We start from the raw sequence: 15,457 nt of genomic DNA on the forward strand, positions 1-15,457 counted from the left end.
TCTTAGAAATTGTAGGTAACGCTCGCAGACCAGGTTCTTCCCAAACCATAGAAGTATCCAAACCCGTCTCTTCTTGAAATATATATATGGTTCATCAGATTTCTAACATTTCCTCTGAATGTAAACTTCTGGTTGCCGAGGTTGAAGTTGTAAGTGGCACCCAGGTCAAATACCGAATAAGGCTTTAATTTTTCAGACTGATAAACTTCCCCTGCCAAAGCAGATTCGATCACATCTTCCACATTTACGTTGCCGTATAAATTTGCGAAATAGTTCCAGTCCATATCAGCATAAAGATTAGGGAGAATTCTGTACTTGGTGCCGAGTCCCACAGATGCTTGAGCAGCATCACCAACGTTTACACCGGAAAGATTTACCTGACTATTTCCTTCAGATACGATGTCGCGTGTCACCTCATCGCGAACCTGGAACGGAGATGATCCGTCATATTTCCAATCGCCCCATGAAGCATATCCGCGTAAGAGCCATTTAGAAGTAAGATCCGTATTGAAATCCAGTTCAACGCCTTTGTGCAGCTGGGTTACGCCTGTAAGCAAGTAGGTAACGTTTTCATAGACCGTACCGTCAGCGGCCTCGTAATTACGGGTATCGTAGGAAGCGAAACGGTTATCCCATTTGGTATAATACGCATTTACATTAACGCGCAGGTTTCTGAGTGATAATTTGTAGCCGCCTTCAAGTCCGAAAATGTTTTCGTTATCTACTTCGGGATCCACGAAATCAACTGTGTTTTGGATAAAGATGTTATCCAGGAACGGCTGGCGGGAGTAGTTGCCGATGTTGGCAAAGAAAGTGTGCGTATTTCCAAAGGTATACGCAGCTCCTCCTTTGATATTATATCCTAATTTATTATCCACTTTGGATTTTGCTTCGCCGCCTTCGTAATTCCAGCGATCAAATTTCTGGTAAGACTGATTGGATGCTGCACCTTGTATAAAAGCAGAGAATCCGCCTTTCTTAAATTCTGCCTGACCAAAAAGACCCTGGTAATTGATCTGCTCAGAGTTATCATAACCGATGCGATCTTCTTCCTTCGCAGGATTAAATAGTGCTGACCAAGGGTTTGCCTTATAAGTCTCCGTTACAACATAACCTGTTCCCCTTGCAGTGTTAGAGCCATCCCGGCCACGAAGTCCGAGCGTATTCACTAATTGCTGGAAGTGGTCTCCGCGATAAAAACGAATATCCGCCCCGATGTTATAGGTGAAATATTTTTTTGTGTCAAAATTGAAATTTGTTACTGCTCCGTACCACATGTGATTATTGGCAGAAGCGCGAAGCACTTGTCCGTTTCCGCTGGATCCGCCTGTGCTGATACCTCCTTCGATGGTTTCATTGTAACGGGCAATACCATCCCAGTTTACCAGGCCGTTATCCAGGTATCCACCACCAAACGGAGCCAGTTTGGTGCTGAACGTACCGGTTCCTAAAGTTCCAGTACCGCCGCCACGCCCTGCTGAAGCGTAAACTACCGTAGAAAGAGAAGATTTGTCGCTGATATTCCAGTCCCAGTTCAGGTTGGCTACTGGTTTGTGATAGTAGTTCTTTCTGATAGAAAGACCTTCACCGTTGTAGTAGCCGTAGTTCGAGTTTCCTTTAATACCGGTAATGTCGTATCCGGGGGTATTGATAGAAACTATGTCTCCTGCACTGTTCCTGTTGTAAGAAGTGGTGAATGGCTTAGAATAGTTTTGATCGTGCCATTGCGGAGCACCGAACACCATAAAGTTCAGGTTGTGATTTTCGTTAGGCTTATACCCTACAGAGAAAAAGTAGCTTTGACCTTCTCCAGCCGTCCCTATCGCATATTTACGGTCTGCTCTCCAATAATCAAGCATGAAAGAAAAGCCCCATTTATTATTCAGGCCAGTGTTGTAACCGACAGTGGCTTTTGCGTAGCCATCGTTACCCGTTAACAGTCTTACCATTCCTCCTTTACGCAGCTCGGTAGCACGTGTGACAATGTTGATGGTACCACCTACAGATGAGATCGCTAATTTAGAAGAACCTAGACCACGCTGCACCTGGATGGCATTGGCAATATCGGTAACACCTTGCCAGTTAGACCAGTACATATTTCCATCTTCCATGCCATTTATAGGCTGACCATTCAATAAAAACGCCGTATTAGATTGATCAAAACCGCGGGTAAACATCTGACCGTCTCCAAATCCACCTGCCTGGTTCGTCACATAGATCGATGGCGTGTTTTTCATGATTTCCGGAAATTCTACGTTACCTACACCTTTGTCGAGGATTTCAGTTTTACCGATTGTCGACACCGCAATGGGAGTAGACCTGTCCTTAGCAAGGTCGATTACACCGCGTCCCACCACCACTACTTCTTCCATGTTCTGGTCGCTGGCCTCCAGCACGATTACACCTAAATTAGCCGATGTAAACCTTAGGGTCTGGCTTACATAATTGATATGCGTAATCGTTAGACTGCCTGATGTCTTTTGAGCGTTGAGCGAAAAAACGCCATCAGCGTCGGTAGTGGCCGAAATAGTCGTGCCGTCAACAGTCACAGTAGCGTTCGGGATTGGTTCATTTCCATTCGTAACAACCTTTCCGGTCACCGACTGCGCGTTAACAATTGCCATTGACAGAACTGTCATTGCAATTAAAAGGGATAGTTTTCTGAGCATAGATGAGTATTTATGCCGCAAAGAAAAGCAATAAAATTTAACATTTTTCCCGCCAATGTTAACAAATTGTAATACCGCCTTTAACATATATAATTATTGATCGACATCAACATATGAGCGTTGACGTGAACAATTTTCGATTTCTGAATTGAAAGCTTTAAGATGACTAAAAAAAAGATCCACTGAGAAGTGAATCTTTTTAACAAATGATAATAATCTATTATAAGTAACTCAGGTTCGTTTTTGCGTTCAACTGAAGCAAGGTTTCGTACATCAACCGGATTGTATTTTCTACATCGTCCTTGTGGATCATCTCGACGGTCGTGTGCATATACCGTAATGGCATGGAGATTAGTACAGAAGGGCAGCCGTCATTGGCATAGGCGAAAGAGTCGGTATCTGTTCCCGTGCTGCGGCTTAAAGCACGCCATTGCACCGGAATCTTCTTATCAGCTGCGATTTGCTCTACAAAAGCCAGCAGTTTATTGTGAATAGCCGGACCATAAGCCAGGGAAGGACCTTTGCTGCAGGCAATATCGCCTTCTATCCGCTTATTGATCATGAAGTGATTCGTGTCGTGCGTAACATCAGTGATAATAGCAACATCCGGTTTGATCCGGCGGGCAATCATTTCCGCGCCCCGCAGCCCGATCTCTTCCTGCACCGCATTAACAATATACAGGCTGTAAGGAAGTTTTTTCTTATTCTCTTTCAGCAAACGCGCCACTTCCGCGATCATGAAACCACCGATCCGGTTGTCAAAGGCACGACCCACGTAAAAGTCATTGGCCAGTTCATCAAAACCATCCTGGTAGGTAACTACGGCACCGATATGAACGCCGAGCGCTTCCACTTCTTTTTTTGTTCTCACGCCACAATCGATACAAAGGTTCTCCACCTTTGGCTGGTTTTCATTCTCTTTTCCTACACGGGTGTGGATGGCCGGCCAGCCGAAAACGCCCTTCACAATGCCCTGCTTGCCATGAACGTTGACCCGGAGACCGGGTGCGATCTGGTGATCCACACCTCCGTTTCTTTTCAGGAAGATCAACCCGGTATCGGTGATATAATTCACAAACCAGCTGATCTCGTCTGCGTGCGCCTCAATAACCACTTTAAAGGGTTGCCCGGGATTGATGATGCCCACAGACGTGCCGTAAGGATCCACAAATTGCTCGTCAATATATGGCTCAAGATAGTCGAGCCACAACCTCTGACCCCAGGACTCAAAGCCTACGGGCGATGCGTTATTGATATACTGTTTCAGGAATTCCATCGAGCCGGTAGTCAATACCGGCGCTGCTTTAACCTCTTTTTCTTTAGTATTTTTTGCTTTTGCCATATGCTGTTATTAGCTCCAAACCTACATAAAATTTTTCAGGACTGGCTTGCTGAATCGGCGAACCGGTCAAGGATTTTCCGGTGCCGGACCCACGTACGCTGGAAGCGCGTACAGAACTGTCAAAAACTGTTAAAACTTGTGATTTCCGCCGGCAACAAGCATCTTTTACCCTTATCCTGTCGTCCCAAAATAAAGAATCAGCATGAAGCGGTTTTTACTCATGGCAGTTTTTGCTACTTTCTTCTTTTTCAGTTATAAAAGTGCCGAGGCACAGCGTGGCCGGTATTACAGATCTTATCCGGTATTCCGATCGCGTCCTATGGTGTCTGTCGGGATTGGCGGTTTTTATGGCCCGCGTGTTTGGGGTCGCGGTTGGAGACCGGCAGTAGGTGTCAACGTTGGCATCGTAGTGCCACCGCCCGGGGCCAGGGTCCGCAATCTGCCGCCCGAAGCAACCAAAACGGAAATCAACGGAATCACCTATTATGTACATAACAACCTGTATTTCAGGGAAAGAACAGATGGCGGATTTGAAAGGGTAGAAGCGCCTGTCGGGGCGATGCTGAGAAGGCTGCCTATGGGTGCGAAGCTGACGAAGATCGAAGGCCGGTATTATTATGAGAAAGATGGGATCATTTATTACAAATGGGATGTTGATGGAACGACGAGTTACGAAATTGTAGGAAAAAACGGGACGTTGAGCAGCAGGGAAGAAGAGGTGTATGATGAGCCGCTGGACGATGATCCAATTGATAACGACACGTATGTGGAAGAGGAACCGGTTCAACCGGAAATTAAAAAAGTGGTTCCTGGCAAGAGTGCCGGTGAAGATAGCTACACCGTACGGCCGCAGGTAGGCGATCAACTAGAAAGGCTTCCGCGGGACAGCGAACCCGTGACGATTGATGGTCAAAAACGATATAAGTCTCCCAACGGAATTTATTATAAAGAAGTAACGGTAGACGGCAAGACTTTTTATGAGGTGGTTAAAGTTGATTAGTCTGGTTTTATTGATTGTTTTTTTGTTTTAAACTAAGAAACCGCTCCCAGGAGCGGTTTCTTGCTGAATATCATATTGTCGTGCAAGTTATTGAAACGACATCAATATAGAACTTTCCTTGCTTTCAAGAGTAGAGCTGCCCATCAGGTATTCGTCTACTTTTCTTGCACATTCGCGACCTTCGCTGATGGCCCACACAACCAGGCTCTGACCGCGGCGCATGTCACCCGCTGCAAAAACTTTTGCGACATTGGTGATGTATTTTCCTTCCTCCGCTTTCACGTTACCGCGATTGTCAAACTCTACACCCAATTGTTCTAAAAGGCCGGTCTGCTGAGGATGTAAGAAGCCCATCGCTAATAAAGCGAGCTCACATTTGATCTCTCTTTCGCTACCAGCTACTTCTGTAAATTTCGCCGGTTGACCAGGCGCCGGAGTGGTCCATTCGAGGTCCACTACCTTTAGTGCTGCCAGATTACCATTGCCATCGCCGATAAACTCTTTGGTCGCAATGCTCCAATGTCTTTGCGCTCCTTCCTCGTGGCTGCTGGTGGTCTTTAACAACATGGGATAAGTGGGCCAGGGCATAGCGGTTGTTCTTTCCTTCGGCGGGGTAGGTAACAACTCAAACTGGGTCACCGACGCGGCTTTGTGCCTGTTGCTAGTACCCACACAGTCGCTACCGGTATCGCCACCGCCGATCACTACTACGTTCTTGCCGGTTGCCAGCAACTCTTCACTTAATATATTGCTTTCGATATCCTTATTGGCCAGGAAATCTTTGCCCGCGACACGCTTATTGTTCTGCTTCAGGAAGTCCATCGCAAAATGCACGCCTTTTAATTCGCGGCCAGGTACCGGCAGGTCGCGCGGAACCGTACTTCCCCCGCTCAGAACGATCGCATCGAACTGGCGCAGCAGCTCTTCCACTTTTACATTCTTACCAACATTTGAATGGCATTTGAATGTTACACCTTCTTCCTGCATGTGAGCAATACGTCTGTCGATCACCCATTTCTCCAGTTTGAAATCGGGGATGCCATAACGTAATAATCCGCCTGGCTGCTCATCACGTTCAAACACGGTTACCAGGTGGCCGGCATAATTTAATTGAGCCGCTGCCGCTAATCCTGCGGGGCCGCTGCCGATCACAGCTACTTTTTTTCCGGTTCTGACATTCGGCGTTCTCTTCGCTACGAATCCTTTCTCAAACGCGATCTCTATAATATGCTTTTCTATTTCCTCGATAGCTACCGGAGGCTGGTTGATGCCCAGTACACAACTCATTTCGCAGGGTGCAGGACAAATACGGCCGGTAAATTCGGGGAAGTTATTGGTAGAAGCCAGTATATCGTAAGCTTCCCGGTATTCTTTTCTGTATACCGCATCGTTGAACTCGGGAATTACGTTGCCTAAAGGACAACCGCTGTGACAAAAAGGAATGCCACAATCCATACAACGGGCGGCCTGGTGATTTAATTTTTCTTCAGGAAATAACTGCACAAACTCGCGATAATCCTGAAGTCTTTCCTCCACCGGTTTTTTTGATGGAAGCTCTCTGGTAAATTCTAAAAATCCTGTTGGTTTACCCATTTTTTATGTCTGATTTAGGATGTCTGATGTAAGATGTCTGATTTAGGATGTTTAATGTAAGATGTAAGATCTGTGTCACTACCTGAAGCTTTTTCACCAATCCTCTTGGTGTGGCGATTCTTCAATTGTAGTATAACAATTCTCACATCCTACATCCTAAATGGTTTATGCTATTTGCTTTTGTTCCACTTTCGCCTGCATGATCTTCTTGTATTCGCTTGGGTATACCTTCACGAAGTTTTTGAGTTGGTTCTCAAAATCATCCAGGACGAATTTGGCTACAGTACTGTTAGTATATTGATAATGCTTCTCTATTTCTTTTTGAAGGAAAGCGGCATCTTCCGCATCCACCGGATCAAGCTCAACCATTTCCATGTTGCAGTTGCCTGCAAATTGCTGAGCCGTATCGTAGATATAAGCGATACCACCGCTCATACCTGCGGCAAAGTTCCGGCCTGTGCTTCCCAGGATGATTGCGCGGCCCCCGGTCATGTATTCACAACCGTGATCACCCACGCCTTCCACTACCATAGTGGCACCTGAATTACGCACAGCAAACCTTTCACCGGCTTTACCCCGTATAAACGCTTCACCGCTTGTAGCGCCATAAAAGGCTACGTTTCCGATAAGGCTGTTTTCTTCGGGTACAAAACCGGCTTGTTTGTCGGGGTAGATGATCAGCTTAGCGCCGCTCAATCCTTTACCGAAATAGTCGTTGGCATCACCTTCCAGTTCCAGTGTAATTCCTTTGTTACAGAAAGCGCCAAAGCTTTGGCCGGCGGTACCTTTCAACTGAAGGTGAATGGTATTTTCCGGTAACCCGGCGTCGCGATACTTTTTCGTAAGCTCGTGCGACAGCACCGTACCAGCAGCGCGGTCGGTATTGACAAGGTCAAACGATGCTTTAACCGGCGTACCGTTTTCCAACGCAGGTTTTGCTGCTTCAATGAACTTCCAGTCGATGATGGTATCCAGTCCGTGATCTTGTTCTTCGGAGTGATAGATACCCACGCCTTCTTCAGCAGGCTCTTTGTAAAGAATAGGAGAGAGGTCAAGACCTTTGTATTTCCAGTGATCGATGCCGTCTTTGATCTTCAACTCGTCCACCTGGCCTACCATTTCATTCACAGTCCTGAAGCCCAGTTCTGCCATGAGTTCGCGCATTTCCTGGGTGATGAACTTGAAGAAGTTTACCACGTGATCCGCATTTCCTGAGAAACGTGCTCTCAGATCAGGATTCTGTGTAGCAATACCGACAGGGCAGGTATTCAGGTGACATTTACGCATCATGATACAACCTTCCACTACAAGAGCGGCGGTGGCGATACCCCATTCTTCCGCACCTAACAGGGTGGCGATGACGATATCTCTTCCGGAGCGCATTTGTCCGTCTGTCTGTAACACCACGCGGCTGCGCAGTTTATTTTTAACCAGTGTTTGCTGTGCTTCAGCTACGCCCAACTCCCAGGGAAGACCTGCGTGGCGAATCGAGCTTAACGGTGAAGCTCCGGTACCACCATCATGTCCGGCGATCAGCACCACATCTGCTTTGGCTTTGGTCACGCCCGCGGCGATCGTACCTACGCCTGCTTTACTTACCAGTTTCACATTGATCCTTGCATGGCGGTTGGCGTGTTTCAGGTCGAAGATCAGCTGTGCCAGATCCTCGATCGAGTAGATGTCGTGGTGAGGAGGCGGCGAGATCAAGCCTACACCCGGCGTAGAGTGCCTGGTGCGTCCGATCCAATCGTCTACTTTATGACCCGGAAGCTGTCCGCCCTCTCCGGGTTTCGCTCCCTGTGCCATTTTGATCTGCAACTCGTCGGCTTCAGTGAGGTAGAGGCTGGTCACCCCAAACCTTCCGCTGGCCACCTGTTTGATAGCACTGCGCATGCTGTCGCCGTTCTCCAGCGGGTTGTAGCGCGCTTCGTCTTCTCCACCTTCACCGGTATTGCTTTTTCCGCCCAGGCGGTTCATGGCAATGGCCAGGGTTGTGTGGGCTTCCCAGCTGATAGAGCCAAAGCTCATCGCACCGGTAGCAAATCTTTTATAAATATTTTCTGCCGGTTCTACTTCGTCGATAGAGATAGAAGGACGGCTGCGTTTGAAGTCGAACAGGCTGCGGATGGTGATCGCTTTTCTACCTTGTTCGTCAATCAGTTTGCTGTATTTTTTGAATGTGTTGTAGTCCCCCATTCTTGTTGCATACTGCAACAGGTGGATGGTTTGCGGGTTGAACATGTGGGCTTCCCCTTTGCGTTTCCATTGGTAAAAACCTCCGGTAGGCAACTGATCCACGGGTAATTGCTTGCGGGTGAAACCAAACTGGTGCTTCGCAAGCGCCTCACGCGCAATCTCGTCGAGGCCCATGCCTTCGATACGTGATGTAGCATTAGTGAAGTAGTTGTTCACCACATCTTTGTTGATACCGATGATCTCGAATATCTGCGCGCCCTGGTAAGACTGCAGCGTGGAGATCCCCATCTTGGAAAACACTTTCAACAGTCCGTCGCTAACCGCCTTGATGTAATTTTTGTGAAGTTCTTCAACGGATTTATCAGATTGTATTTTTCCCGTTTCTTTTAACAGGCGAATGGTAGAGAATGCCAGGTAAGGGTTTACGGCTGTGGCGCCAAAGCCGAGCAGGCAGGCAAAATGGTGTACCTCCCAAACGTCACCTGCTTCTACTACGATACCTACTTTTCCACGCAAACCTTTTTTGATCAGGTGGTGATGGACCGCAGAAACCGCCAGCAGCGAAGGAATAGCAGCGTGATCGCCATCGATCGCCCGGTCTTGTAATACCAGTACTTCAAATCCGTCATTCACGGCGTCTTCCGCGTAGCGGCAGAGCCTGTCGAGCGCGCGGCGCATAGAACCTGCTTTACCGTCTGCTACAAAGTAGCACTGAATGGTTTTGGCCTGGAAGCTACCCGTGTCGATGCTTCTCAGTTTTTCCAGTTCGTAGTTGGTAAGCACCGGCTGTTTCAATGCTACTACGTGGCAGTCTTTTTCATCTTCAATCAGCATGCTGCCGTTATTTCCTACAAAGGTGGCAAGAGACATCACCATGCGCTCCCGGATCGGATCGATGGGAGGATTGGTTACCTGCGCAAATAGTTGCTTGAAATAATAACTTAAGTGCTGCGGCTGTTCACTTAAAATAGCCAAAGGCGCATCAACGCCCATTGATCCGATCGGCTCTTTGCCGTCGGTAGCCATGGGAAGAATGATGTTTTCTACATCTTCGGATGTAAATCCAAATGCCTTCTGATATTTGAAGATCTGGTCGTGGCTCAGGTTGCTGAACATTACCCGGGGTTCGGGCAGTTCGTTGAGCATGATCTTATATTGGTTCAACCAATCGCCGTAAGGCTTCTGGTTGCAAATCGTCGTTTTCAATTCATCATCGCTGATGATACGGCCTTGCTCCATATCCACGAGGAACATTTTACCGGGCTGCAGCCTGCCTTTCTCGATGATAAGGCTTTGGTCTACCGGCAAAGCGCCGGTTTCAGATCCCATGATCACGCGTCCGTCGGTGGTTACGCAATAACGGGAAGGACGCAGTCCGTTTCTGTCCAGTGTAGCGCCGATCATCTTTCCATCCGTGAAAGAAATCGATGCAGGACCGTCCCAGGGCTCCATCTGGCAGGCATGAAACTCGTAAAAGGCTTTCTTGGCCGGATCCATGTCTTCGTTGCCATCCCAGGCCTCGGGAATCAGCATCATCATTACATGAGGTAACGAGCGACCGGTCAATGCCAGCAGCTCGATCATGTTATCGAGGCAGGCAGAGTCACTCTGATCGTTGCTCACGATCGGAACCAACATATCCATTTCTTCATCCGTGAATAACGGTGATTCGAAGCTGGACTCGGCAGAACGTAACCAGTTGAGGTTACCTTGCAGGGTGTTGATTTCTCCGTTGTGAGCGATAAAACGGAAGGGCTGTGCCAATCTCCAGGAAGGGAAGGTATTGGTGGCAAAGCGGGAGTGTACTAACCCGAATGCGCTCACCGCCCTTTTGTCCGACAGGTCGTTGTAATATTCACGAACCTGGTGGCTGGTCAACTGGCCCTTGTATATAACAGTGCGGCAAGACAGCGATGAAATATAAAATCCTACGGGATCTTTTTTCACGGCGTTACCGGTGATATGTGTAGCGTATTTGCGAAGGACAAAAAGTTTTCTTTCAAACTCGATGGCCGTTTTGACGCCGGCCGGCCGCTCGATGAACACCTGCTCAATAGCCGGCTCCACATCCAGGGCGCTGGGGCCGATGCCTGAGTTTTGTACAGGCACTGCTCTCCAGTGAATGACGCTCATGCCCATTTTTTCAGCGGCACGGTTGAAGATATCTCTGCATTCTTCACGGAGGCGCGGCTCTTTAGGAAAGAATACCATGCCAACAGCATATTCTTCGATTGCCGGAAGCGTGATGCCTAAATGCAACAGCTCATCATAAAAGAACTCATGAGGGATCTGGATCATAATACCTGCACCATCGCCGGTATTAGCTTCGCATCCGCAGGCTCCCCTGTGCTCCATGTTTTCGAGAATGGTGAGCGCATCTGAAATGGTCTGGTGATTCTTATTGCCTTTAATGTTTGCAACAAAACCAATTCCACATGCATCGCGCTCAAAAGATGGGTCATAAAGACCTTTGTTTTCTGTCATAGTTCCTTATCAAATTTTTACAAAAAAAATTTTGGTTTTTCAATATGGGGAAGGCAATCGAGAGCCGTGTAAATTAATTAAAAAAGTCGGTAATTTGACGAAGCGGCTGTTTGCTGCGCTTAAAATTATTATTTATTCAAAAAATTGGGAGAAATGTTAAATAATTTTTAATGAATACCGTTTCTATCATTAGCTCTGTATGGCTTCGGTAGCGTAATTGGGCACGCTGTTTCTAATCGCAATTTAATGATAAATAGTCGGATAGACAATTAACGTTTGCCATCGCCGGATTGGTCGGGATAAACCATTTTTTATAAGTGTTTTATGTATCAGGTCCTGCTTTAATTTTTGCGGCAAACTCGTAGGGAAGCCAGCATTAGCAGTGTAATGGACAATATCTCATGAAGGAAACAGGTTCGTATAAACGCAGGAAAGGGCCTATGTCCAAAATGAATAGACGGTCAGCTTGATATAGTGCTCCGGGCGTAGAAATCGCTATAATGCAACGGCTTGTCACAATTGATTTTTTCAGCCTGCTCACCAGCATAACCGGTGCTGTGGCGACTTGTCGCGCAGCACCGGCCGAATATGAATCTGCGGTGATTATACCAAATAGCTAAACAACGCGTCGTTCTTGTTCAGTTCGGTATAACTGAAGTTGCTTTCTTTCATGTTGGCGATCAGTTGCTGGTAATCGGTCTTCTGTTTAAGTTCAATGCCCACCAGCGCGGGACCGCTTTCCTTATTGGTTTTCTGCATGTATTCAAAGCGGGTGATATCGTCGTCCGGGCCCAGTACATTGTTTACAAAGCTTTTCAGCGCGCCGGGTCGCTGTGCAAAATCGATCAGAAAATAGTGTTTGAGCCCTTCGTATTGCAAGCTGCGTTCTTTTATTTCCTGCATGCGGTCGATATCATTATTGCTTCCGCTGATGATACATACTACATTTTTGCCTTTTATCTTTTCGCGGATCAACCCCAATGCAGCGATAGAAAGCGCGCCGGCGGGCTCTGCAACGATGGCGTCTTTATTGTACAATTCCAGTATTGTGGTGCATATCTTACCCTCCGGCACTAATACTACCTCATCCAACACCGGCTTACATTTTTCAAAGGTGAGATCACCCACCCGTTTTACGGCGGCCCCATCGACAAAACGATCTATGGCGGGTAGCTCCACCGGGTGCCCGGCCTTTAATGCTGCTGTCATAGAAGGCGCACCCTGGGGCTCGGTGCCGATCAGCCTGGTATCGGGGCTGACCTTTTTGATAAAACTTCCAACACCAGCGCAGAGTCCGCCGCCGCCGATAGGAACAACGATATAATCGATTTCCGGAAGCTGCTCGTAGATCTCCAATCCAACGGTCGCCTGTCCTTCGATCACCTTCTCATCATCGAAGGGGTGAACGAAAGTCATCTGGTGATCAGCGGTGAATTTTTTCGCGGCATTGGCGCAGTCGTCATAAGTATCGCCGATGAGTACGATTTCAATATTATCGCCTCCAAACATTTTGGTTTGACTGATCTTTTGTTTGGGCGTGATTGACGGCATAAAAATGGTGCCCCGGATGTTCAGCGCTTTACAGCTGAAAGCAAACCCCTGCGCGTGGTTTCCTGCGCTGGCACATACTACACCGCAGTCCAGTTTTTCTTTGGGCAAAGAGCTCATCATATGATAAGCGCCGCGAAGTTTATAGGAACGAACGACCTGCAGGTCTTCTCTTTTCAGGTAAATATTGGCTCCGAATTGACGGCTCAGGTTGGTATTTAATTGTAAAGGGGTCTTCAACACTACGGGCTCCAAACGCTGAGCAACCTCGCGGATGAATGCTAAAGAAAACTGATTTGAATTGGATGACATGATATTACGATGCATGATAAATAAGCTTCAAAAATACAACTATGAGCCGAGTGATCCTTACTTATAGATCTTACACCCGGTGGGAGCGGCAGATATAACGCCCTGTTGCGTGGTTGTCGCTTTTTATTACTAAGTTAGCGGCTGGTTATTTTTTAAGAAACAAGCCATGACCTTAAGGACCAAACACAGTGCTTCACCGCTCAATATTTTCACGATAATGACCACGCTTGCCCGTGAGGAAGGGGCCCACAATCTGTCTCAGGGGCTGCCCGACTATCCGGTTGCGTCCCGGTTGATCGGGTATCTGAAGGAGGCGGGGGATAACGACTATCATCAATACGCGCCCATGCAGGGTTTACCGCTGTTGAGAGAAAATATTGCGAAAGAGTTGAACGAAAGATACCCTGGCGAAAACTGTCAGCCGGAAAACATTGTGGTAACGCCGGGCGCTACGTATGGCATCTTTACGGCACTCACAGCATTGATAGAAAAAGGGGATGAGGTGATTTATTTTGAACCGGCATTTGATTGTTACCTGCCGGCGATTGAGATCAATGGCGGTGTACCCGTGAAAGTGACCTTGAGTGCGGCCGATGGGTTTGCCATTAACTGGCCATTGGTAAGGGAGAAGATCACGAACAAGACAAGAGCCATCCTGGTCAACACGCCACATAATCCGACCGGGTATGTCTGGGCTCAGGCAGATTGGAATGAATTAAGTTCATTGCTGGAAGGTCGCGATATCTACGTTATTTCCGATGAAGTGTACGACAGCATTGTGTTTGACGGCGTGCCGCATATTCCGGGATTTTCACAGAAGGCGATTGCTGATCAAATAATCTCGATCTACTCCTTTGGTAAGGCGTTCCATATTACAGGCTGGAAAGTGGGCTATTGTGTGGCTTCAAAAGAGATTATTGAGGCTTTTAAGGCGATCCATCAATATCTGACCTTTAGCGTCAACACACCCGCGCAATATGCGTTGGCGCGGTATCTCGAAGTATACGACCGGTCGGAGGCTGCTAATACGTTACAGCTAAAACGGAATCTGTTGTTAGATGCTTTGAAGACATCTAAACTGAAACAACTGCCGGTGAGCCGAGGTACCTATTTTCAATTGTACGATTATACCAGCATCAGTGATTTACCGGATGTTGAATTTGCAAAATGGCTGACGAAAGAATATAAAGTGGCTACCATACCTTTGAGTGCATTTCATCAACAACCGGCGGAAGACAGGATCGTCAGGCTTTGTTTTGCTAAAAGAGATGAGGTGCTTCAGGCTGCTACCGGCGCTTTATCAGCGATATAGTTTTTAAACCGGGTCCGGACTTACAACTGCATTGATATGAAACGAACACAACTGCTTATTATCATTATTGCATTATTGCTGTTGTCGGCTTATAAAACTTTGCCCGACAGGAAAGACCGGCGATCGGGAGGCCAGGTGAGCTTAGTGGTGCTGGGGAATGTGCAGGACGCCGGGTCGCCACACATCGGTTGCCGGAAAGATTGCTGTAAGCAATTATTTATACAACCTGATCCTGAAAGAAGGGTGGTGGCGCTCGGGTTGGTTGATCAGCTGTATCAGAAGAAGTATTTGTTTGAAGCTACGCCTGACATCGCAAGACAATTAAAAGATTTGAAGAAACTGATTCCCGGCGATGACCGGGAGATGCCGGACGGTATATTTTTGACTCATGCACATATTGGTCATTATGCGGGGTTGATGTATCTGGGAAAGGAAGCGGTGGATGCCAGCAACGTTCCTGTTTACGCGATGCCGCGCATGGATTCGTTTTTACGTCATAATGGCCCCTGGAGTCAACTGGTGGCGAGAAACAATATCATACTCCGGGATATGCATACTGATAAAAGCGTCACATTGAGTGATCACCTGCAGGTCACACCACTGCTCGTGCCTCACAGGGATGAGTTTTCCGAAACAGTGGGCTACATCATAGCCGGGCCTCGTAAAAAAGCACTGTTCATACCAGACATCGACAAATGGGGAAAATGGGAGCGGAACATTATAGCCGAAGTAGCGAAGGTCGATTATGCTTTTGTGGATGCTACTTTTTATAGCGGCGATGAAATCAATAATCGTGATATATCTCAGATTCCTCACCCGTTTATTATCGAAACCGTAAAGAAGCTGGATCACCTGCCGGCAACGGAAAAAGCAAAGATCCGTTTTATTCACTTTAACCATACTAATCCTGTTCTAAACCCTGATAGCAAGGAGACGAAGGACCTCATCCAAAGAGGGTTCGGAATCGCTCGGTTGGGGGACAGGGTGGAGTTGTGATTACA

8 protein-coding genes are annotated in these 15,457 nt (G+C 47.4%); 3 read left to right on the plus strand and 5 right to left on the minus strand.

The genetic code is table 11. The annotated features are described in order from the left end of the window. Positions 1 to 2: 2 nt before the first annotated feature. Both ACU37H_RS14850 and ACU37H_RS14855 read right to left on the minus strand, forming a co-directional pair. Positions 3 to 2,624, minus strand: coding sequence for a TonB-dependent receptor (locus ACU37H_RS14850; protein ID WP_472706296.1), 2,622 nt, complete (start codon positions 2,622 to 2,624; stop codon positions 3 to 5). Positions 2,625 to 2,889: 265 nt separating this feature from the next. Beyond that, complete coding sequence (locus tag ACU37H_RS14855) at positions 2,890 to 4,011, minus strand: M42 family metallopeptidase (protein ID WP_472706294.1); 1,122 nt, start codon at positions 4,009 to 4,011, stop codon at positions 2,890 to 2,892. Positions 4,012 to 4,213: 202 nt separating this feature from the next. On the opposite strand from ACU37H_RS14855, the gene ACU37H_RS14860 reads away from it, so the two are divergent. Next, entirely contained in the window at positions 4,214 to 5,011 is a 798-nt protein-coding gene (locus ACU37H_RS14860) for a DUF6515 family protein (protein ID WP_472706292.1), read from the plus strand. An 87-nt stretch (positions 5,012 to 5,098) separates the two neighbouring features. Here ACU37H_RS14860 and ACU37H_RS14865 read toward each other — a convergent pair whose 3' ends face one another. From ACU37H_RS14865 to ilvA, 3 genes are all read right to left on the minus strand, one after another. Beyond that, a complete protein-coding gene (locus ACU37H_RS14865; RefSeq protein WP_472706290.1) occupies positions 5,099 to 6,604 on the minus strand; it encodes a glutamate synthase subunit beta in 1,506 nt (501 codons plus the stop codon). Positions 6,605 to 6,769: 165 nt separating this feature from the next. Then, positions 6,770 to 11,284, minus strand: a complete 4,515-nt coding sequence (gene gltB, locus ACU37H_RS14870) for a glutamate synthase large subunit (protein ID WP_472706288.1) — start codon at positions 11,282 to 11,284, stop codon at positions 6,770 to 6,772. A gap of 603 nt (positions 11,285 to 11,887) precedes the next feature. Then, the gene (gene ilvA, locus ACU37H_RS14875) at positions 11,888 to 13,144 is read right to left on the minus strand and encodes a threonine ammonia-lyase IlvA (RefSeq protein WP_472706286.1); all 1,257 of its coding nucleotides are present in this window, start codon (positions 13,142 to 13,144) and stop codon (positions 11,888 to 11,890) included. A 166-nt stretch (positions 13,145 to 13,310) separates the two neighbouring features. Between ilvA and ACU37H_RS14880 the strand changes: the two genes are divergently transcribed. After that, positions 13,311 to 14,456 carry a methionine aminotransferase gene (locus tag ACU37H_RS14880; RefSeq protein ID WP_472706284.1) on the plus strand — a complete coding sequence of 382 codons (1,146 nt, stop codon included), beginning with the start codon at positions 13,311 to 13,313 and terminating at the stop codon, positions 14,454 to 14,456. 36 nt (positions 14,457 to 14,492) lie between these two features. Then, positions 14,493 to 15,452 (plus strand): MBL fold metallo-hydrolase, encoded by a 960-nt coding sequence (locus ACU37H_RS14885; protein ID WP_472706283.1) that lies wholly within the window; start codon positions 14,493 to 14,495, stop codon positions 15,450 to 15,452. The last annotated feature ends 5 nt before the right edge of the window (positions 15,453 to 15,457 follow it).

The organism is Niabella sp. ZPM-14 (genome assembly GCF_055693045.2).

Bases quoted from the DNA above. Each gene is read 5' to 3' on its own strand.
- ACU37H_RS14850 (WP_472706296.1), bottom strand. From the start codon at position 2,624: ATGGCAATTGTTAACGCGCAGTCGGTGACCGGAAAGGTTGTTACGAAT.
- ACU37H_RS14855 (WP_472706294.1), bottom strand. From the start codon at position 4,011: ATGGCAAAAGCAAAAAATACTAAAGAAAAAGAGGTTAAAGCAGCGCCG.
- ACU37H_RS14860 (WP_472706292.1), top strand. From the start codon at position 4,214: ATGAAGCGGTTTTTACTCATGGCAGTTTTTGCTACTTTCTTCTTTTTC.
- ACU37H_RS14865 (WP_472706290.1), bottom strand. From the start codon at position 6,604: ATGGGTAAACCAACAGGATTTTTAGAATTTACCAGAGAGCTTCCATCA.
- gltB (WP_472706288.1), bottom strand. From the start codon at position 11,284: ATGACAGAAAACAAAGGTCTTTATGACCCATCTTTTGAGCGCGATGCA.
- ilvA (WP_472706286.1), bottom strand. From the start codon at position 13,144: ATGTCATCCAATTCAAATCAGTTTTCTTTAGCATTCATCCGCGAGGTT.
- ACU37H_RS14880 (WP_472706284.1), top strand. From the start codon at position 13,311: ATGACCTTAAGGACCAAACACAGTGCTTCACCGCTCAATATTTTCACG.
- ACU37H_RS14885 (WP_472706283.1), top strand. From the start codon at position 14,493: ATGAAACGAACACAACTGCTTATTATCATTATTGCATTATTGCTGTTG.